Origin of the sequence: Escherichia sp. WS3063, assembly GCF_046486595.1 — a bacterium.
Lineage (GTDB): Bacteria > Pseudomonadota > Gammaproteobacteria > Enterobacterales > Enterobacteriaceae > Escherichia > Escherichia coli.
The window spans coordinates 1-20,049 of sequence record NZ_JBJQKY010000033.1; the positions used below are offsets into that span (position 1 = coordinate 1).

General features: G+C 53.7%; 25 protein-coding genes. 2 read left to right on the plus strand and 23 right to left on the minus strand.

Annotation, left to right across the window (positions count from 1 at the left end; genetic code table 11):
* From ACJHYW_RS22205 to ACJHYW_RS22290, 18 genes are all read right to left on the minus strand, one after another.
* Positions 1–389, minus strand: a 389-nt coding sequence (locus ACJHYW_RS22205; protein ID WP_410233381.1) for a C40 family peptidase, incomplete at its 3' end; no start/stop codon positions are given.
* A 4-nt stretch (positions 390–393) separates the two neighbouring features.
* On the minus strand, positions 394–1,092 hold the full coding sequence (locus ACJHYW_RS22210) for a phage minor tail protein L (RefSeq protein ID WP_001152612.1): 699 nt from the start codon (positions 1,090–1,092) through the stop codon (positions 394–396).
* Positions 1,092–1,421, minus strand: coding sequence for a phage tail protein (locus ACJHYW_RS22215; protein WP_000847345.1), 330 nt, complete (start codon positions 1,419–1,421; stop codon positions 1,092–1,094). The genes ACJHYW_RS22210 and ACJHYW_RS22215 overlap by 1 nt, the downstream gene beginning before the upstream one ends.
* Positions 1,421–3,991, minus strand: a complete 2,571-nt coding sequence (locus tag ACJHYW_RS22220; RefSeq protein ID WP_033868704.1) for a phage tail tape measure protein — start codon at positions 3,989–3,991, stop codon at positions 1,421–1,423. Before ACJHYW_RS22220 ends, ACJHYW_RS22215 begins: the two co-directional genes overlap by 1 nt.
* On the minus strand, positions 3,972–4,385 hold the full coding sequence (locus tag ACJHYW_RS22225; RefSeq protein WP_000533402.1) for a phage tail assembly protein T: 414 nt from the start codon (positions 4,383–4,385) through the stop codon (positions 3,972–3,974). The genes ACJHYW_RS22220 and ACJHYW_RS22225 overlap by 20 nt, the downstream gene beginning before the upstream one ends.
* 26 nt (positions 4,386–4,411) lie before the next feature.
* Positions 4,412–4,843 carry a phage tail assembly chaperone G gene (gpG, locus tag ACJHYW_RS22230; RefSeq protein ID WP_000479111.1) on the minus strand — a complete coding sequence of 144 codons (432 nt, stop codon included), beginning with the start codon at positions 4,841–4,843 and terminating at the stop codon, positions 4,412–4,414.
* A gap of 13 nt (positions 4,844–4,856) precedes the next feature.
* Positions 4,857–5,609: a phage tail protein gene (locus tag ACJHYW_RS22235; RefSeq protein ID WP_000235045.1), complete on the minus strand. Its 753-nt coding sequence runs from the start codon at positions 5,607–5,609 to the stop codon at positions 4,857–4,859.
* Positions 5,610–5,616: 7 nt separating this feature from the next.
* Complete coding sequence (locus tag ACJHYW_RS22240; RefSeq protein WP_000683079.1) at positions 5,617–6,012, minus strand: phage minor tail U family protein; 396 nt, start codon at positions 6,010–6,012, stop codon at positions 5,617–5,619.
* Complete coding sequence (locus tag ACJHYW_RS22245; protein ID WP_000975009.1) at positions 6,009–6,584, minus strand: phage tail protein; 576 nt, start codon at positions 6,582–6,584, stop codon at positions 6,009–6,011. Before ACJHYW_RS22245 ends, ACJHYW_RS22240 begins: the two co-directional genes overlap by 4 nt.
* A gap of 15 nt (positions 6,585–6,599) precedes the next feature.
* Positions 6,600–6,953, minus strand: coding sequence for a head-tail joining protein (locus tag ACJHYW_RS22250; protein WP_001204533.1), 354 nt, complete (start codon positions 6,951–6,953; stop codon positions 6,600–6,602).
* The gene (gpFI, locus tag ACJHYW_RS22255) at positions 6,946–7,329 is read right to left on the minus strand and encodes a DNA-packaging protein FI (RefSeq protein ID WP_000201501.1); all 384 of its coding nucleotides are present in this window, start codon (positions 7,327–7,329) and stop codon (positions 6,946–6,948) included. Before gpFI ends, ACJHYW_RS22250 begins: the two co-directional genes overlap by 8 nt.
* A 51-nt stretch (positions 7,330–7,380) precedes the next feature.
* Positions 7,381–8,409: a major capsid protein gene (locus ACJHYW_RS22260; RefSeq protein ID WP_000522599.1), complete on the minus strand. Its 1,029-nt coding sequence runs from the start codon at positions 8,407–8,409 to the stop codon at positions 7,381–7,383.
* Positions 8,410–8,466: 57 nt separating this feature from the next.
* Entirely contained in the window at positions 8,467–8,814 is a 348-nt protein-coding gene (locus ACJHYW_RS22265) for a head decoration protein (RefSeq protein WP_000256823.1), read from the minus strand.
* 36 nt (positions 8,815–8,850) lie between these two features.
* Positions 8,851–10,356: a S49 family peptidase gene (locus tag ACJHYW_RS22270; RefSeq protein ID WP_001253990.1), complete on the minus strand. Its 1,506-nt coding sequence runs from the start codon at positions 10,354–10,356 to the stop codon at positions 8,851–8,853.
* A complete protein-coding gene (locus ACJHYW_RS22275; RefSeq protein WP_014639157.1) occupies positions 10,346–11,938 on the minus strand; it encodes a phage portal protein in 1,593 nt (530 codons plus the stop codon). The genes ACJHYW_RS22270 and ACJHYW_RS22275 overlap by 11 nt, the downstream gene beginning before the upstream one ends.
* Positions 11,935–12,141 carry a phage head-tail joining protein gene (locus ACJHYW_RS22280; protein ID WP_000259002.1) on the minus strand — a complete coding sequence of 69 codons (207 nt, stop codon included), beginning with the start codon at positions 12,139–12,141 and terminating at the stop codon, positions 11,935–11,937. The genes ACJHYW_RS22275 and ACJHYW_RS22280 overlap by 4 nt, the downstream gene beginning before the upstream one ends.
* Positions 12,125–14,053 (minus strand): phage terminase large subunit family protein, encoded by a 1,929-nt coding sequence (locus tag ACJHYW_RS22285; protein ID WP_033868701.1) that lies wholly within the window; start codon positions 14,051–14,053, stop codon positions 12,125–12,127. Before ACJHYW_RS22285 ends, ACJHYW_RS22280 begins: the two co-directional genes overlap by 17 nt.
* Positions 14,025–14,573 (minus strand): terminase small subunit, encoded by a 549-nt coding sequence (locus ACJHYW_RS22290; RefSeq protein WP_000867568.1) that lies wholly within the window; start codon positions 14,571–14,573, stop codon positions 14,025–14,027. Before ACJHYW_RS22290 ends, ACJHYW_RS22285 begins: the two co-directional genes overlap by 29 nt.
* A 387-nt stretch (positions 14,574–14,960) precedes the next feature.
* Here ACJHYW_RS22290 and ACJHYW_RS22295 point away from each other — a divergent pair, with 387 nt between their 5' ends.
* The gene (locus tag ACJHYW_RS22295) at positions 14,961–15,194 is read left to right on the plus strand and encodes a YlcI/YnfO family protein (protein WP_001331705.1); all 234 of its coding nucleotides are present in this window, start codon (positions 14,961–14,963) and stop codon (positions 15,192–15,194) included.
* Positions 15,195–15,251: 57 nt separating this feature from the next.
* Entirely contained in the window at positions 15,252–15,662 is a 411-nt protein-coding gene (locus tag ACJHYW_RS22300; RefSeq protein WP_000079508.1) for a DUF1398 domain-containing protein, read from the plus strand.
* Between the two features lie 307 nt (positions 15,663–15,969).
* Here ACJHYW_RS22300 and ACJHYW_RS22305 read toward each other — a convergent pair whose 3' ends face one another.
* From ACJHYW_RS22305 to ACJHYW_RS22325, 5 genes are all read right to left on the minus strand, one after another.
* Positions 15,970–16,434 carry a lysis protein gene (locus tag ACJHYW_RS22305; protein ID WP_001082537.1) on the minus strand — a complete coding sequence of 155 codons (465 nt, stop codon included), beginning with the start codon at positions 16,432–16,434 and terminating at the stop codon, positions 15,970–15,972.
* Positions 16,435–16,732: 298 nt separating this feature from the next.
* Positions 16,733–17,266 (minus strand): lysozyme, encoded by a 534-nt coding sequence (locus ACJHYW_RS22310; RefSeq protein ID WP_000992072.1) that lies wholly within the window; start codon positions 17,264–17,266, stop codon positions 16,733–16,735.
* A gap of 63 nt (positions 17,267–17,329) precedes the next feature.
* Entirely contained in the window at positions 17,330–17,680 is a 351-nt protein-coding gene (locus ACJHYW_RS22315; RefSeq protein ID WP_000193305.1) for a YdfR family protein, read from the minus strand.
* 4 nt (positions 17,681–17,684) lie between these two features.
* Complete coding sequence (locus ACJHYW_RS22320) at positions 17,685–17,900, minus strand: class II holin family protein (protein WP_000284510.1); 216 nt, start codon at positions 17,898–17,900, stop codon at positions 17,685–17,687.
* A gap of 150 nt (positions 17,901–18,050) precedes the next feature.
* Positions 18,051–19,904: an SASA family carbohydrate esterase gene (locus tag ACJHYW_RS22325; RefSeq protein ID WP_033868697.1), complete on the minus strand. Its 1,854-nt coding sequence runs from the start codon at positions 19,902–19,904 to the stop codon at positions 18,051–18,053.
* Positions 19,905–20,049 lie beyond the last annotated feature (145 nt).

A 20,049-nucleotide genomic window follows, 5' to 3' on the forward strand; every position in this document is an offset into this window, starting at 1 on the left:
TGATAAGCATCCCGGAACAGCGTGTAACAGTCCGTCACCCCGTGCTCAAAGCGCCGCCCGGTGAGATGCGGCACACAGCGGAACTTATGAATCGCCCCCCGGCAGACCAGCCACCACGGCAAATCACTCTGCACCTGCAGCCGCCGGTCAGCCTCACTCAGCCAGGGCAGACCACCGGGGTGGCTGTGGACCAGCGCCACAATCTCACCCTGCATTTCTGCCTGCAGCCAGTCCTCCGGAGCCATCCGGAAATAATCCTCCGGCTCACCGGAGATATTCACGCAGGGGAAATATCTTTCCCCCTCCGGCGTGCTTACCACGAAGCCGCACGACTCCGCTGGCGCACATCGCCGGGCGTGCGCCAGAATCGCTGATTCTGTCTCTGTCATGGGATTACTGCGAAAGTTTGTTAATGGAAAGGAAGCCGCCAAAGTTGCCGACGTTATTGCGAAACTTACAGCCGCTCAGGCATTTGCTGCATTTATCCTTCGTGATATCGGACGTCGGCTGGTCATATTCATCCGCGACTGCCGGACCGTGATAACCGCACTCATCACCGCGATAGGTCCAGGTGCAGGTGTTGGCCAGCATGATACGCCCCGGAAAAACAGCGCCATCCGTTTCCGTCGGCGTGGACAGTACAAAGGAGGCACTCACCGCGCTCAGTTCGCTGCACTGCTCGATGCGCCAGCGGCTGATCACCTCCTGCTCCGGATCGGCGTCACTGTTTCCGTTGACGAAGTTCACCGCATCCAGAAAACGGGCGTAAACCTTACGCCGGACCACCGTTCCGCCGACCAGACTCTGCAGATCTTCCGCCATCCCGGTGACCATACCGTACAGGTTAGAAACCGTCAGCGTGGGGCGCGTACTGGTGCCTTTGCCATTCAGTTCAAAACCACTCCCCTGAATGGGATACGGCTGATACTGTCGCCCCTGCCAGGTGACCGGCTCACCTTTTTCGTTCTGCTCATTACAGAAAAAATAACGTTCTCCACCGACCTCTGTCAGGTCGATTTCCCAGAGCACCACGCTGGCCGACTGCTCCGCACGGGTGCATTCATTCAGTGTTTCCTGCCGGATATCCTGCATCAGTTCACCACCTGTTCAAACTCTGCGCTGAACTCAACACGCAGCATACTGACCCGCGACGACCATTTTGCGCAGGTCACCTTTATCTGCCGCCACTCATAAGGCGGCGTCCACAGAAAGGCTTTCCAGCCCCCGTGCTCTTCCAGAAACGACTCCAGTACCGTGGCCTCCTCACGGGGGACAGAAAGCGTCACGCTGTACGTTTTCAGGTTGGCATTCAGCCCGGCAGGCGCTCGCTGGGAATAGCCATCACCAAAGCGCACCTTTCTTACAGAAGGGGCCGAAGCCACATCCATACCGGGTTTCACTTTCCAGCGGAAGGTCTTCATCATCCACCTCCGGAGAACAGACCACCATCGCGCATCTGTGCCTGAATTTCATCACGGGCACCCTTGCGGGCCATGTCATACACTGCCTTCATCATCTGTGGACCTGGCAGACCATTCGTACCGTCGTTCTGAATCACCACGTGATTGTTCTGATTAAAATTAATGCCTTCAGCCCGCCGCATCTGCGCCGGACTTCCGGCACCGCCCACATAACCACCTTCCGCATAGCCCCGCATCAGGCGGTACAGGTTGCCGACACCAATCCGGCTGGTTGCCTCCTTCGTGAAGACAAATTCACCACGATGAACAATCCCCGCTGGCTCATATTTGCCGCCGGTTCCCGTAAATCCTCCGGTTGCAAAATGGAATTTCGCCGCAGCGGCCTGAATGGCTGTACCGCCTGACGCGGATGCGCCGCCACCAACAGCCCCGCCAATGGCGCTGCCGATACTCCCGACAATCCCCACCATTGCCTGCTTAAGCAGAATTTCTGTCATCATGGACAGCACGGAACGGGTGAAGCTGCGCCAGTTCTGTTCACTGCCGGTCAGCATCGCCGCCATATTCTGTGCAATACCATCAAAGGTCTGCGTGGCCGCGTTTTTAACCTGCGAAAAACTGTCCGTCGCACTTTCCGCCCACTCGCCCCAGCCGGACTTCATCCCGGCCATCCAGCTTCCACGAAGCTGCTCCTCCGCAGACCAGGTGTTCTTCAGTGCCGATGTGGCCTTCGCCAGCGCAGCCGGATTATCACCGTACACCTCACGAAGGCGCTGCTCTTCCGACTCCCGCTGCGCCTGACGGTCGGTGAGGCCGCGGGCTTTTGCGCTGATTGCCGCCTGCTTCGCGCTTTGCTGCTGTTCAAACCGCGCCGCCTGCTGTGCCAGCTCATTCAGCCGCTTCTGGTGTTCAATCTTGTCGCCCAGCTCAGCCAGCTGGCGTTTGTACTCCAGCGTCTCTTTCTCATGAGCCAGCAGGGATTTTTCCTGCTCAGATAACTGCCGTTTCGTGGCGGCCTCTTTCAGGACCACATACTGATTTTCCGCTTTCCATAAATCACGGCGCTGCTGGCTGATTTTTTCATTCGCACCGCTGTGCTTCTCCAGCGTCCTGAGCTCAGTTTCAAGCGCCAGCAGGGCTGCATGCGCCTGGTCTTCCTGGCGCTCACCGGCAGACACCTTCACACCGGACGGCTTTTTCTGCGTCGACTCATAATCCTTTTTTGCCGACGCCATCAGCGTGTTGTAATCCGCCTGCAGGATTTTCCCGTCTTTCAGGGCCTTATTCAGCTCTTCCTGCCGGGCGGTATATTTCTCCAGTGGCGTCAGCAGGCGCTCATACGCCTTCTGCGCCTCTCCGGTATACTTCAGCTGTGACGACTCACGCTCAGCCCTGTCCCTTGCCGCCAGTTCACCGGCTTTTTCCATATCCGACTGCAGCGTTGCCGCTGCCAGACCCAGACGGGCATTTTCCCGGTCATCCCATGCGCCCTGAAGGTTGGCCCGGAAAGAGGAGGTTTTACCGCGGCGCTGGCTCCGACTCTGGTACCACTGCCATTTTTTATCCGCCTCATCAAATGCCTTCTGTGCACTGGCGAGCATATCCGCTGAGAATTCCGGACGACCGATATCCAGAATGGCATCCCACATCGATTTGAATGCCTTCCCTGTTTTATCCGCCCAGGTCTCCAGTGTTCCCATGTTTTCTTTCAGGCGACGGGTCTGCTCATCAAAGCCTTTCGTGGCGATATCGTTCGCCGCCTGTAAGGCCCCGGCCTCGTCTCCGGAACGCTGCAGTTGTGCAACATACGCAATCTGCTCTGCCGTCACGTTACGGAACTGGCGCGCCATCGCCATCAGTCCCGACCTCGGGTCAGTGGTCAGCTTCCCGAAGGCTTCAGCGACTTTATCTACCTCCACTCCGGATGCAGACGCAAAACGCGCGACACTCTGGTTGATGGCATCAAACTGTTCACCACCACGCACACCGGCATTCACCAGGGCTGCCAGTGACTCTCTCGCCTGGTTAAACGTCAGCCCTGCTGCCTGCCCGGCTCTTGAGAGCGTCAGCATACGATCGGCAGTCAGTCCGGCCTGATTGCCGGAAAGGACCAGCGTTTTATTAAATTCTGAAAGCGTGGCGTCGCCCTGGTACCAGGCGTACGCCAGCGCACCTGTCGCCACCGCCAGCGAGGTGACCCCGACCATCGGCAGGGTGATCGCACCGGCAAGCCCCCTGAACATGGGGATCATCCCGCCGAAGGAGTCCTTCACCTGACCGCCCTGTTGCAGCAGGATCAACCAGGGATTCTGACCACCGGCAAGCTGCGTGGCGATATCCGTAAACTGTGCGGGCAGGGTTCGCATGGCCGCTTTATACTGCCCGACGGAAATCCCGGCTTTTTGTGCAGCCAGCGCCTGGCGGCTCAGGCCCTGTTCAACAGCACTGGCGGTTTTTCTGGCGTCGGTATCCAGACCTGAAAAATGACGCCTTACCCGGCTCATCTGCTCATCGAAACGGACAGCATCCAGACTAAGGTCAATAACAAGATCACCAACCGGCTGGGACATATCTCACACCTCCCGGAATCCCCGCTGAAGCCATCATTAATGCGGCATCATCCACCATGACATCCGCCACATCCGCAGACGATAAAATATCGCGCCCTCCGTCCCCACCGAACCGGACGCCTCCGGCAAGTCCTGCCGCTTTCTGCATCAGCATTTTGTCCTCATCCGGCCTCTCCACCTGCTCTTCCTCATGCCGGGGGACAAGCAGACTGAAATCAGAGGGATGCATATCCGGATCGCAAAAAAACAGGCTGAGTACAGCGTACGTCAGCCCGGAAAAATGCATATCCAGCTGGGTATCCTGAAAATAATGCGTGCGGTAAAAACGGTGCCAGTCGGCATATTCGGTGGATGTCATCCCGGCAAGCATGGCGCGCCAGTCGGGTCTCCCCATCTCACGCGCCAGTCTGAGGGCAAAGTTCAGCTCGCCGTCGAAGACTTTCCCGCAGAAAAATCATCATCAGTCAGCGTGTTATTTTTCGCCACTTCAGTAATATCAGTATCCGGACGAACAGCTTCGATCATCCCGGACAGGCACAACACCACGTCTTCCGCCCGGGCAATGGCATCGGCAGGCCAGGTGGTGAGCACTTCCTGCTCTATCTTCATCACGGCCTCATTCATTGACGGTGACCCCGTTTTCTGCGGATGGTTATGCCACAGGGACATCGCCACCAGAAACGCGCCGGTTCTGACGAGATCTTCCACGCTTACCTGCAGGTTGCCGCTGGATTCTGCCTGTTCTGCACGCCGTTTCAGGAGGGCAAGATGCTCGATACGCTGCAGCGCAGACAATTCGGAAAGCGTGACAGACACACCGTTATATTCAAATTGTTCTGTTTTCAGAAACATGTATTACCTCCGTTTACCCTGCAGCGCCCGCTTCAGTAACGGTGACTTCAGCCACTGCGGCGAACTGACCATTTCCGCTCACCACAGGGATCTGCACCTTACCTGTCGCCATGCCGTTTACCGTAATTGTCATATCTTTCACACTAATGGTGGCTTTCGACGGATCGGCGGAAACCGCTCTGAACGTCTTGTCGGTTGCACTTTCCGGCTCAAAAGAAACCGTCAGGGTGGTTGTTTTCCCTTTTGCCACCGTACCGGATGTCGGCGTCACCTTAATCGCACTGACCGGCGTAATTTTGCTGCGTTCTTCCGCTACAGAAGGTTTACCCACGTTAGTGACTTTCACCGTGCGGGTGATCACTTCTTTCGCCGTCACGGCCTTACCGATACTGCTGACCCAGCCACGAAACACATCCACCGTGCCATTCGGAAAACGGATTTTATAGGCCCGGACATCGCCGCTTTCAAACCAGCCTATAAGCCCTTTCTGACCTTCCTCTCCCGGTTTCCAGGCCAGCGTAAAACTGGTATCACCTGCAGATTTCTGCCCCTGCCCGGTCGCGGTCCAGTCTGCGTCTTCATCATCCAGGTAGTTATCATCGTAGGATTCTGCCGTCATCTCGCCCGGCGTCAGATCCTTCACCTTAGCCAGTCGCTGCCAGTCAGCGTCTGACAACGGGTTTGCATAAGCATCACCCTTGCCGTTGTAAACCCACAGAGTGGTACCGGCACCTTTTACTGGCTCCAGGGGATTTGGTGTTGCCATATCGTCCTCACATCTCGTATGTAATGGAATAAGTCAGATCCGCAGAGCTCCATAACGCCATATCGTCATCACGACGATACTCATAGCCCTGCGTAACCATCGTGGTAATCAGTCCTGCCAGTGCCGGGATCGCAGTCATCGCCGGATAAATCCGGCTTTCCATCCACTGATCAAGCTCTGAATCCGGTACCTGTGCCGGTAAAAACACCTCAATATGCAGTGTGGCCCGCCAGGTATCTGCATCCAGCTCTTCACCGGTATACTCTGCATCCGTCAGATAAACCGCGATCGCAGGAAAATCCTCTTCGTCAAAAACAACGGGGCGACCATCAAACAGCGTCGCCCCGTGTTCATGCTGCTCGAGTGCATCCAGCACTGCAGCACGGATATCAGTGTGTTTCATCGTTTTATCGCAATCCTCAGTTGTTGTTTCAGCGCGGATGCCAGTTCTCCGGGCAGGCGTTCACGCCGGATACGGTCAACATTCTCATCAAATGCCTGTTTCAGTGGGGCCGCCATCGGGATTTTCACCACCTGAATGGGAAGGCGATTACGCTTTTTCCTTCCCTTGTCGTCATTGCCCTCCTCATATCTGGCCTGGGGAAGACGTTGCATAACATGCCAGCGCCCATTATTTAATCGCTGGATAAATGCCCGCTGATAACGATGCTGACCGGCTTTGAGTATGCTGTTCGGACGACGCCCCAGCATTCTGATCCCCAGCTTAATCACAGGGAGATCACCGCGGTTAACGATAATTCTGGCATTCGGATTTCTGACCGTCGCCCGTTTCAGTCTGGACCGTTCCTTTACCAGTTTCCGTCTCACCCTGGTTTCCCGGGCAACCTGTGACGAAGACTGATTAATCGCCGTTGTGGCCACGCGGTTAATGGTCATTGCAGAAGCAGCCGGAATGGCGTTTTTACGAACCCGGCTCAGATTATCAATCGCCTGATCAAGCCCTTTTATCGCCATAATTTCACCCTGCGTTTATCGTCGCCGGTTAACAGCGGGTGGTTGCCCACGGTTGAGCCAGAGATAACAGCTTCCCCCGTCATCCGGAGAAACACGATCCACCCAGAACATCTCGCCGTTAATGGTCAGCGTGTCACCACGCCGCACGGCACGCACCGTATCCGTCCGCACAAATAATGACGGGCTGCTTCCTTCAATACGGACCCCGCCACCGGCAAAACCCAGCGACTCCGGATCGTCAAAAACCCCCTGAACTTCGCCGCCACGTTGTGCTCCGGAGGTGAACTGCGCACGGATCCCCATCACTTCAACGATCGTACTGTCCACCCCGGCAAGGGCAGCATCAAAGGCATTCTGAAAATCACGCATATTCAGCCGTTCCGTGCTGTATCATGGCCGTTGCCAGTGATGATGGCACCAGAACACGCATACCCCGTAACGCCAGCTCAACGGGACGACCTGTCTCCGGGCAATACCCCATTACTTGCAGGCACTTCCGTACCCGGACGGCTTTAACATCATCCGGAGCATCCGTGTTGTTCAACTGCTCACCATCGTCTGTGTGATTTTGATCAGCCCCGCTCTCATCAGAGTGCATAATGCCCTCCGGGGAAACAGCAAGCTCCTCTTCCCACTCAGACACACGTTGAGCAATATCCGCAGCACTCCCCGACATATCCGCCTCGCGCCCCAGCAGGCCAGCCAGTTGACGAAGACGATTCAGATTTTCTTCTTTTGTTGCCATCTCAGCCTCCTGTGAAAAAAGACACGGGGGCATTTCGCCCCCGCTCACGGATTATTTCACCTGCACCACCACAAACTCATCCGGATCCGGCAGCACCATCAGCGGTGCGGACTGCGTCATGGTGAATTCACGGGCCGGATCGCCCACAGTCAGCCAGTGTTTCGGATAACGGGAAGAGGCCACCACACCTTCGGACAACGCCTGCGCATCCTGAATGGCACCATAGCAACGAATGCCCTCTGCTGCCGTATTCCCCAGGACCAGTGTGCCCTCCGGCAGATAACGTTTTTCGGTACCGTCGTCTGCCACATAAGACGTTTTCGCCACCACAATGGCCAGATCACCGTAATACCCTTTGAAAGACACCACCGCCCCCAGGTCTTTCACTGCCGTTTCGAGTTGTGAATTTGAGCCGCGACGGGTATCCAGTTTTTCGCGGAACAGCTTAAAGCCATTCAGCAGACGCCAGACCGTACCGTCCATAATGGCAATATTCACAAGACCGCTGGCCTGATCGCAGTAAAGGTCAATATCATGCGTCGGATCAAACGTATCACGGTCCTGCTCAGACCATTTTTTACCGTCGGCCTGCTCAATGTTATTTCCTTCAGAGCGTCCGAAATCCACCTCGACCGTGTCAAACTGTTCCCCTTCCATGGTGTATTTGCCATACAGCACGGCATTCACCGCCTGCATTTCTTCCACCTGGACAATAGCGTGCTCTTCCTGTTTGAGGTTATCGGTAATGATACGCAGACGACGGTAGGCCGGGTCGTTCAGCTGAGCCGGATCTTCACCGGGAAGGCGCTCAACCGCCTGCTGGTAATTAAATTCGTGTTTCGGCTTGACGTAGCCCGGACGCAACACGCGGGTTTCACCACCACGATGGCGCAGCACTTTTCCTTCAACGATCGGGGAGACATAGGCCGCCACCGGCGTTTTTCCGGTAATTTTGTCCAGCATCACCTCTTCGGTGTGGAAATTCACCGTACGGCGGAAAAACAGCTCCAGAAATAGCGCACGGAATTTAACTTTTTGTTCGGTATAACCGAGTAACTGGCGGGTCGTAAACAATCCCATAAATCAGTTCCTTTCATTCAGAAATCAGTCAGGCCACCATGGTGGCCTGATAACGTGTTACGGCAGAGCCGCGTGACTCAGGGCTGTGCCGGCAAAGGCATTTGCCTTTTTGTGTTCATCCACACTGTCAGGCCAGCGGATTGCCTCCGTCGCAAAGGTCCCCGACTTGTAATAGGTCAGCACCGTCTCTGTGCCTTCAAGCGGCAGTACCAGTATGCCAACCGCACTACCGGCTTTCTGTCCATCCCAGACCACCAGTTTCCCGGTGGCTTCATCCAGCATCAGGGGCGTCAGAGCCGGTGTTGCAGAAGAAATCCCGCTGCTGCCTGTGGCGGTATGAGCCGGATCATTACCGGCAAAAATACGTACTTCCGCACGCTGTTCAGTGATGGTTTTCGTCACCATTTTGTTAAAACCTCATATTGATGGTCAGCACTGACTTCATGGCATGGCCATGAGCATTTTCACGTCCGCATCACCGTCTGCTGACGTCTGTGACACGCCACCCCGCACCGCTGCCGGTGAATGATTCGCCATGAAATGTTCAAACAGGGCGGTTGTGGATGCAGAGACCGGTTCGGCCTTACCTGATCCCGCAGCCAGCACAGCCCGGGCGTTCTCCACGGTCATTCCCGGGCAGGCCGCCAGTTTTTCAGCCTGCGCTTCTGCCCCTTTTGCCTCATCCAGGGCCATGATCTGATCACGAAGTGAGGGCCCGGCATCCGCCAGTGGTGCAGCCGCCAGGATCGGGCGGGCTTTTTCCACCGTCATCTCCGGCATCGCCGCCAGCGTTGCCGCCAGTTGTTCACGACCGTTCGCTTCTTCACACGCCATAATGCGATCGGCTTCACTCTGCGCGGATGCCACCGGCTGCTGCGGTGCCGCCGCGGCCAGAATCGCCCGGGCCTGTTCAACGCTCATGCCCTGTTGCCCTGCCAGCATCGTGGCAAGCTGTTCACGTCCTTTCGCTTCCTGGCATGTCAGGATCCCCATCACTCGCTGGTTCTCCTGCACGGCGGCTTCCGTTGCAGTTAATTGCGGCATAGTGCCTCCTCTGACATTACTGTTCAGCGCCGTGGCCATCACACTGATGGCATCCGACGCATTGATTAATTCATCCGCCAGCCCGGCCTCAATGCCGGACTGACCTTCAAAAACGGCGGCCTCTGTTCCCGTGACTGCATCAACAGACAGACCGGTAAACATCGCCACTTTTTCGGCAAACATCCGGCGCGCCGCATCAATCCGCTGCTGCATGTCCTGGCGAACCTCTGCCGGCAACGCTTCAAACTGATTGCCATCCACCTTGTGCGCCCCTGAGTAAATCAGCGTGATATCCACACCGGCCTGCGCCAGATGACCGGCATAGCTGACATGGCTCATCATCACGCCAATGGAGCCGATACGGGATGTCTGGGTAACCAGCCGTCGGGAGCAGGCAGACGCCAGCAGCATGGCTGCAGAACAGGCCGTGTCATTGCACAGTGCCCAGACCGGCTTCTGCTGACGGAGGCGGTAAATCATGTCAGCGCAGTCAAACGCGCCGGCGGCCTGCCCGCCCGGACTGTCAATGTCCAGCAGTACGCCCCGCACCTGGCTATCCGCCATTGCCTGCTGAAGACAGGCGACAATGCCGTCATAGCCTGTCATTCCGGAAAATGGCCGCATACCACCCAGCCGGTGCACCAGCGTGCCGGTCACCGGCAGTACAGCAATACCGTTCACCACCCGGTAAACACGGGCCGGTCGTTTACCTCCGGCCATATACTCGTCCGTTTCAGCCAGCATTCCGGGAGCATCAAGCTGTACCTGCTGTTGTGGTACCGAAAGACTTGCTGCCCCCATCTCGCGCCCGAGCGCGCAAAAGAAAACCCGCGCATAGGCGGGCTCCAGAAGCAGCGGTTCATTGAATGCTGCGGCAATAATGTGTGAAAGATTACGTCTCACGTGGTGTTGTCTCCTCTTCCGGCCTGCGACTCTCCGCTATCTGCTGCTGATACGCCTGCGCTATCCACACCGGACGTGAGAGTCCGGCTTTTTGCCGCTCAGCAGATTCCCTGACCTGCTGGCGGAAAATGTCCTGATAATCCTCGCCCATCAGCGCCAGCTCTTTCTCATACGTGCTCAGTCCGGCCTCAATGCGCATCACTGATTCCTGGACTTCCTTGAGCCCGTCAATGGCCATTCTTCCGGCACCAATCCACTCTGCCCGTGACCAGGCTGATCGCGCCTGATAAAAATCAAAACGTGCCCGTGGCGGACGAATAATCCCCCGAAGAAGTGCCTCTTCCAGCCAGCAGGAAAACATCTGCGTGGCCAGCCGGGCCGCAATAAATTTTCGCCGCCCCATAAAATAGCGCCACGACTCATTGGCGGAGGCGCGGGCACTTGAGTAACTGACCTTCGAGTAATCACGGGACAACTGTTCGTAGGAAACGCCAAGACCGGCGGCGATATACCGCAGCAGCGCCTGTTCAAGCGCAGAAAATCCATTGTCTGAATCCTGCGCAGTCTGTAGTTTCAGATCATCACCAGGGAAAAGGTGCGGAATTTTGACACCGCCCAGTGTCACGTTATTCGTGTCATACCAGCTGGAGAACTTCTCCAGAATATTAATAAGCGGATTATCCTTCTGCTCCTGTGGCGCGCCGGCGATATATTCAAAGGCCTTTTCGGTATCAAGTTCACTTTCAATCGTCGCTGCATACATCGCCTTCACTATGGCCGACTGAAGCTGTGTTGCCTGCAGGGAATCGAGCATCTTCAGCCGTTCCATGACGCTGTAAAACTGATTAGCCCCACGGGTCTGCCCGTCCTCCACCGGCTCGAAAATATGCAGCATGGCCGGACGCCCGGTGGGAAGTTCACGCGGGATCCGTTCCCATCGTCCACTACCAGAGAACGGAAAATCATCCTCACAGATATGGTACGCGACGGCACGGCCATATCGATCGACCTCCACACCGGCCCGCAGAAAACGGTTCCCCATACCGTGTCCAGGCGTGTCCACCCGTTTCGGACTCACGGCTTTAAAACGCGTACGGAATAACTGCGTGGTTTCCGTATCCCAGACCGGCTGCACAAAGATTTCGCCGTTAAACGCATGAACGCCCACACCTTCACGGATAAATTCCGTGAAGGTGCGTTTTCCTTCCACGTCGATCTCGCCAAACATCCCTTCGGCGTATTCCGACCAGGCCGCCTCCACCTCATCGACAAAGCTTTTTGCTGCGGTCTCCCGCATCCCCAGCCAGCGCCAGTTCGGACGGTAGCTGATCAGAAACATATGCCCGACAATGTGATCCTTATGCAGAGCCACCGCATTAGCCGCTATTCCGTTATTGCGCACCAGATCATCTGCCCGGGCATTCCCCAGACGCAACGCGGGCAGCAGGGCCGCATCGGCACTCTGCGCCGGTGGCAACCACTCAGCCATTTGCCCGCCAAATCCTGCACCGCCCCCGTTGTAGCTGAGACTATCACGAAGCGGAACGCCGTTCACATCAATCAGGACAGGCGTTCGTTTCATAACCTCACTCCCAGCGGACGACGGCGACGCCGGGTTGTCCCCAGTACCGACTCCGCATCATTGATCGCCCGGTTAAGCTCATCCAGAGAAGCCGCCGTATATTCAATTCTGCGACCATCTTTCTGGACAGACACCACCCGTTTACCGGTTAATAAATCAAGGCGCGCCTGACGCAGCGCCTGCAGTTCAGCGACTGTAACCATTCACTCCTCCGGACAGCTTCGCTGCCAGTTCTTTAAGGGTTGGCCGGGTCGTCTCTTCTTCCCGGGATTTTGCCAGTACAGCCAGATCAAGCTGCCAGCGTTGCACGGACACACGTAATGCCGCGTAGGCATACACCAGGCAGTCCAGCGCTTCGTTACGCCGCTTTTTGTTATCCCACAGCAGACGCATCTTTCCTTTTTCCCACTTCTCCACAAGCTCTTCCGCGACCAGTTGCTGCGCCTCTGTCTGCGAAAAAATCTCCGGATCATCAGGAAAACGGATGGCATACGACGTGGCTTCATCCACAGGCGTGGGATCGGCTTTCATACGGGCATAGAGAATTTCTTTTGCGGTGTCCGTCCCCACTTCACACAGATACACGCCCCGCTGATTGCGGGTTTTTGGCATGGTGATCACCGGCTTGCCATAGACAGATGCGCCTTTTACCGGCAGCACCCGGAAAACACCGTGTTTTTTTGACCTCTGATAAACGATTTCGCCATCGATCCCCCCGATGTCCCAGCAGACACGGGAAATAGTCATTTCGGTTCCGTCTGCATGGCGGTATTTTTTGTTGATCGCCGCATCCAAACGTAACAGCGTCTCTTCCTCATCGGGACGCCCCATAATGATGATTTTATCCACCAGAAAGGCTTCCTCTCCCGGAGCCCATCCCCAGACATACATCTCGAAACGGTTTCGCTGCGAGTCAATGCCCGCCGTCAGATAAACCACCCGGGCAGGCACCGCCGCCGTGTAACGCACAACCTTATCCATCAGTACCTGGTGATCGAGTTTTTCGCCCACGGCCTCTTCCCAGGTCTCGCCCAGCGTGGTGTTCACAAAGGTTTTCAGGCCGTTGGGATCTTTCAGTGCATCCAGCCAGTCATAGACAATCTGTACCCAGGTGGTGAACGGACTGTACGCCGTCCAGATATGGAAAGTGATGGAACGCGGCGGCGGAATTTCATCACACCGGGCGCTGAAAAACATCAGGCCGTCACGGGTCCACATGCCCGTGTTTTCACAGATCCACCGCCCGTTACTCTGGTCAAGCTCAGACTGATGGATCACACAGCCATGATGCTCACAAAGGTAGAAAACACTTTCTGGTTTATTCTTCTCCCACTTAAGACCGAAAGGCGAGGCATCATCGCCAAATTTCAGATACTGCTCCTCCCCACAGTGCGGACAGGGCACATAAAAACGCATGAAGTGTGCCGACTCGTTAGCGGCTTTTTCGATCTGGCAGGAGCCTTTGATTTTAGGCGTCGAGCCGCGAATGGATTTTGGCCATACAGAGCCCTCAATACGTTTATCCCCCAGCAGGGTTGGCGAACCCTCTTTTTCAACATCCGGTTCGAACGAGGAAAGCTCGTCATAACAGACCACATCCACGGATTTTTCACGGTAGTTTTTTGCTGCCGCACCACCCAGACACCAGAACCCCACACCGGAGGAAAAACGCTTCAGGGTGAGCGTATTATCGCGGTGTTTTCTTCCGAACCATGGAGCCAGCTCCAGCAATGCAGGAACATCCCTTATCGTTGGCTCAACATGAGATTTCATAAAATCTTCAGCAGCTGAGTCCGTGGGCTGAAAAAGAAGGCTGTTGCGTGATTTATGCTCAATAAAATAAGCCTCCACTCCCAGCAACATCTTTGTATAACCAACACGGGCAGATTTAATCAGGTTAACCGTGCGAATCAGATCGTTGCCCATACAGTTCATGATGCCAACCTGAAACGGCAGTGTTTCCCACCGCCCGGGGGTATAAGACGACTCTTTAGGAAGGTAATAATGTTTATTGGCCCACTGAACTGTCGTCAGTGGAACAGGAATAATGAGAGATAAAAGCCCTGTAGCTATCGCACCGGCTGCATTAGCTGCCTTCTGCGCGTCTGAAATCATCGATCCACCCGCCCACGTTTTCACCGGCCTTAGCTGCAACATTGGAGGCTTTCGCGATTTCAGTTTTCACCACATCAAGGTGTGATGGTGAAATGTCCGGATATTTACGCTGTAATGTCAACGGCACACGCACAAGTATCCCCGAAATCTCCTGTGCCACACGTTGCAGAATGAAGGTAAACAGTTCAGTTTCCAGCACTACTCCGTCTTCACGGGCATTTTTCAGTTCCTGCGCATCTGCCTGCGCTTTTGTGAGCCGGTAGCGTTCATAGTCAATGGTGCCGGGTTGTAAATCTGACTCCGCTGCCGCACGCAAATCGTCCAGTTCTTTGCGGAGCTTTTCGTTTTCGATATCAGTTTCCCTCTGCGCATACCACTGAATTGCCATGGCAGTATCAAATACAGATTCAATGCCCTTACTACCTTTGGAGGCGCAAGGGAGTCCCTGAGACTGCCAGCGTTCAATCGTCCGCGGGTCCACGTTGAAAATTTCGGCAAGCCTCTTTTTATTAACCTTCATGAAAACAACCCATTATCAAATACAAGGCCCGACATGAAAACGCCAGAAAAAGGCATTTTCGGACACTTTCATGTCGGACCTTTACGGATGTAATATTAAAAAAAACAAAAAGTTATATTCGAGAAGTACCGACACGATTTTCCCTGAAAAATTTTCATAAATAGTGAAAAACCGCGAGGTCGCCGCCCCGTAACCTGTCGGATCACCGGAAAGGACCCGTAAAGCGATAATGATTATCATCTACATATCACAACGTGCGTGGAGGCCATCAAACCACGTCAAATAATCAATTATGACGCAGGTATCGTATTAATTGATCTGCATCAACCTAACGTAAAAACAACTTCAGACAATACAAATCAGCGACACTGAATACAGGGCAACCTCATGTCAACGAAGAACAGAACCCGCAGAACAACAACCCGCAACATCCGCTTTCCTAACCAAATGATTGAACAAATTAACATCGCTCTTGTTCAAAAAGGGTCCGGGAATTTCTCAGCCTGGGTCATTGAAGCCTGCCGCCGGAGACTGTGCTCAGAAAAAAGAGTTTCGCCTGAAGCAAACAAAGAAAAGAGTGACATTACTGAATTGCTCAGAAAACAGGTCAGACCAGATTGAAGCAATTTAGATAATCGTGCAGACTACGCCCCCTCATATCACATGGAAGGTACTACAATGGCTCAGGTTGCCATTTTTAAACAAATATTCGATAAAGTGCGAAATAATTTAAACTATCACTGGTTTTATTCTGAACTAAAACGTCACAATGTCTCACATTACATTTACTATTTAGCCACAGAGAATATTCATCTTGTTCTTGAAAACGATAATACGGTTTTAATAAAAGGACAGGGTAAGGTTGTAAATGTAAGATTTTCAAAAAATAAATGCCTTATAGAAGCCACCTTAAAAGGATTCAAATCAGGAGAGTTATCATTTTACGAATACAGGAAAAATCTTGCTACAGCAGGGGTTTTCAGATGGATTACAAATATCCACGAAAACAAAAGATATTACTATACCTTTGATAATTCATTACTCTTTACTGAGAACATTCAGAACACTACACAAATATTTCCGCACTAAATCATAACGTCCGGTTTCTTCCGTACCAGAACCGGACTCGCTGGCATGATGAAATATGTGTACCCGGTAACCCCGGTGTGCATCGTTTTTGATTATTCCCCCACACTTGTGCAGAAGGAGTTCCCCGTCAGGCTACAGTCATAATTAATGCAAGAGTACAGCGACGATACAGCGCACAGAAATAAATCAGGTATCCATTGACTTCACAAAGACGGTGCATAGCATCGACAGGAGTAATTGCGTAAATTGAACTCTTGGCACACTTTAGCCACCGGCGAATCTTCAGCGGATTATCCTTGGCCGGTTTTTATCTGAGGCATTGCTCTCGAATGTATAGCTGTGCCCCTTCAAGTTGTTTTTGCATTATTATCAGTCGCGCTCTGAGGGTGAAATAATCCCGTTCAGCGGTGTCTGCCAGTCGGGGGGAGGCTGCATTATCCACGCCGGAGGCGGTGGTGGCTTCACGCACTGACTGACAGACTGCTTTGATGTGCAACCGACGACGACCAGCGGCAACATCATCACGCAGAGCATCATTTTCAGCTTTCGCATCAGCTAACTCCTTCGTGTATTTTGCATCGAGCGCAGCAACATCACGCTGACGCATCTGCATGTCAGTAATTGCCGCGTTCGCCAGCTTCAGTTCTCTGACATTTTTGTCGCGCTGGGCTTTGTAGGTAATGGCGTTATCACGGTAATGATTCAGCCCCAGACTAAGCGCACCACAGGCCACCAGCAGGGCAATGATGACCACGCACAGTACGCGGTTCATTTCACCACCAGCGTATCTGACCGATGAAATAACCGGAGGCCATAATCACAAACACCAGCCAGATAAGAATGAACTTCCAGGTGGATAATTTTTCAGCCATCACTCGAATCTCCCGAATCAGTTTGCTAAAATCAAACACACTTTCTCCTTTGACTTTTCCGGAGTCAGGAAACACAAAACCCCGCTTGGTGCCAACAAACGGGGTTTTTACTTTTATTCACTTACGTTTCGCCACTTCGCAGGATTTCATGTTATCCGCCCGCGTGGCCATGCCTTATTTTTCAGCAAAATATTCTGCTTATCTGTCGATACCCCAGCACGCCAGCGCGCTCTCCTGGTCACGACGGGATACCTGACCGTAGCAGTTGTTTGAACGAATACGGCAGTCTCTGCCACCGTCCTTAATCCACCAGCGAATCGCCTCACACGCTCCCCTGCGATCACCTGCATTAATTCGTTTATAAAACGTCGACGGAAAACACTTACCGGGGCCAATGTTGTACGGACAGAATGACGCGATCCCCGCTTTCTGGGGTTCACTCAATGGCACTCTGATGTTTTTCTCCACCCATGCCAGCGCCTTATCACGCTCAATGGCGTTAACCCGGTCGCATTTTTCCTTCGACAACTTCATGCCCGGAACGACAGGTTTGCCATCCACCAGGATGGCACCGCGGCAGATGGTCCAGATACCCGCGCCATCACGGTATGCCGTGGTGTGGTTACCTTCCTTTTCATCCAGAAACTGGTCGAGAATGTCAGGCGCAGGCGCACCAGCGGCAATCAGCGCCAGAACGGCAGCCGACAGGCCGTATCTGATTTTTGCGTTCATGGATATTTATCAGGATTTATCGGTTTCTGCCCACGGACAGGTTTATCTGTTCCGGTCAGTGACTTAAGGTTGTGATTCCGGAGGAGTCTTCAGAGAACCAGTAATTCTTCCCGGTAGCTTTCCTTTGTAGGTTATCCATACATTCTGCGCCTCTAAAATTACGGGGCGCTTTTCCGGCGACTGCTCATCCCCTTCACATAACCCGGCAGCAACATCCAGGAAGACCTGTCTGATGCTCCTTCTGGCTGCTGCCTCATAAAACTCCAGCGCGGCACCTTCAACACGGTCCAGCGAGATGTCCAGGTCAAAAATTTCACCGTCAAAGCGTTTTTTGTCCCGTAACGCTAAAGTTACCGTAACTTTATTCTCAAAATTGCGGATCCCTTTCACAATCAGTTTATAGTTTTGAGTCATTGAATTACTCTCCCCGTGCAGCCTTACGACGGTCCTCTCTGATTTTGAAATACAGGTTAGTCAGATATGTCAGCAGCCCAAACAGCAGACTCCCCAGCACGCCTATTGCCGCCCACTGAGACGGGGAAACCCTGTCCAGCAACTGCAGGAACCAGTAGCCCGTTCCCACCGCTGACGTGGTGTATGACACACCTGTTGTGATTTTTTCCATCTGGTACATACCCCGTCTCCCGTTATCCGGAAGCTGACAACAATAAAAAAAGCCACCAGTTAAGTACTGATGGCTCTGATAACTCATGCAGGCATCTCAGACGACCCACTGACACTACCGGTGAGTTTAACGATACCTTCCATTTGACTGGCTCACTTTTTATGATGATGCCGGTGCATTTATCTCCAGCACCAGACTTTCTATCTCAACGCCATACGCTGCATTTTTGGTAATATCCGTCAGCGTCAGCGCATTCAGCCCCAGTGTCAGACTGTCTTTTATGACCTGGAATGCCGGGCCAGCCACTCCATTCAGTTTCGGAGTAACCGTGGCACTGCCGGCGGTGAACACCAGCTCCAGCGTCTGCCAGTCGTTACTGTAATTCCCGAACTCGCCCAACTTTGTGTTTCCGGCTTTCTTGTGATGCATCAGATTCAGTTTGCCGTCTGTGGTCTGGGTGAAGAACGACATCAGGAACGGGTTACCAGTCCCGGTCATCGCCACGACGTCAGGTAACGCTACATCGGTATACAGATAAATTCCCAGACCGAACTGGTTGTTGGTCAGTGCGCCTGACAGTCGAAACTTACAGCTCAGTCTGCCACCCCGTGTCAGCAGGGAGACTGCGTCATCCACCGGGCGCGTCAGGGACCAGGCTTTATTGCTCTGCTTGGTGATCTTAAATACACCATCTGACAACTGAATTCCGCCATTCTTAATGCTCCAGCCCTGCGCAGCAGCATCTCCGGCTGTCGGCAACAGGGAGATTGTGCGTACGGATGCATCTTCAGACGGCCCCGATGGCGTGTCGCCGCCGGGCGAGGGTTTGATTTCCGGTGCCTTACCACTAATGAAGGCTAAGGTGCGACCGGCTACGTTCAGAATAGCAGTTGCCATACGATCGGGAATAATGCCACGACGCGCCCATGAGCTGAAATGCGTCGGGCGATTTGATGATACCCAGTTTTTGTTCGTTCGGGATGCCGAACCGTAATAACCAGACCCGGCAATATCAGGATCTTCTGACGGGTTGTTTGTCGGTGTATTAACTCCGCTACCATCGGTCATAAAGGGAACAAAATAAATCTGCTGGGATTCTTTACCTTTATATGCACCATATACCACTTCATATTGCGTACCGTGTTCTTGTTTCCACGCGTATGTCGTGTCGCCACAAATCCAGGGGACTGATGCCGGACTTCCACCGTGACACTGCGCTGCCAGCCCGGCAAGGTCAGCACGGAACTGCTGTACCATTGCAAGAAATGCTGCTGGCTGCTGGGCGTAACTGGCATTCGTCATATCGAATTCCCCCTGCATCCAGCATATCGCCAGCAAAACGTTTTTCGGGTTTTTCTGCAATGCTGCCTTCGTGCGGAAAAGCAGATCCTGATATAACGGCTTACCCACTCCCCAGCGAGCCGAATCCTGACTGGCTCCCGTGGACTCGCTGAATGTCCCCTCCGTGCCCTGGGTGAATGCCGAACCACCACGACAGCATGGTACCAGCAGGATCCCCGCATTATTAGGGATATACGGAAGCAGTTTTTTGGCAATATGTAAGCCCTGTCCGACACAGCCGTACTGCCCTTTGCTCAGGTCAGCCCGGGGATGGTTAATCGTACTCATATCCTGAACATCATGCAGACAATGGTCAGCAGGAATGATGTCGTTAAATACGCATACTTCACCACCGGGAGTCACTGTGTTACGACGGGCCAGTTGCTTAATGCGCGGATGGGGCGCATCGTATGAATCCGGAAGCGGAAGCCCTTCACCGTAAGCCATGGCATTGGATTGCCCGGCCAGTACGATGACGTAGTACCACTCCGGCTCAGTTGCACCACTGACGACCACATCACCTTCTGCTGCAATCGCCTGCATCAGGGTATAAGGGGTTATGGCCACCGGACTACCAAACGGCTGCCAGCCCTCTTTCAGTTTATGTGTCAGCTTTTCCGCAAGATCTGACGGCGACGCCGCCCTGACAACATCATAGTGTTTAAATGCCATGGTTCTTTCCACCATCTGAAAAATGATTCTTTAAAATACCTGACATGTAATACAGAAAAAACACAAAACCATACCTTAAATAAAAACCTCATCATCAAGCAGATATGCATGGATAAACTACAAGACGAGATATAAACCACCCTGC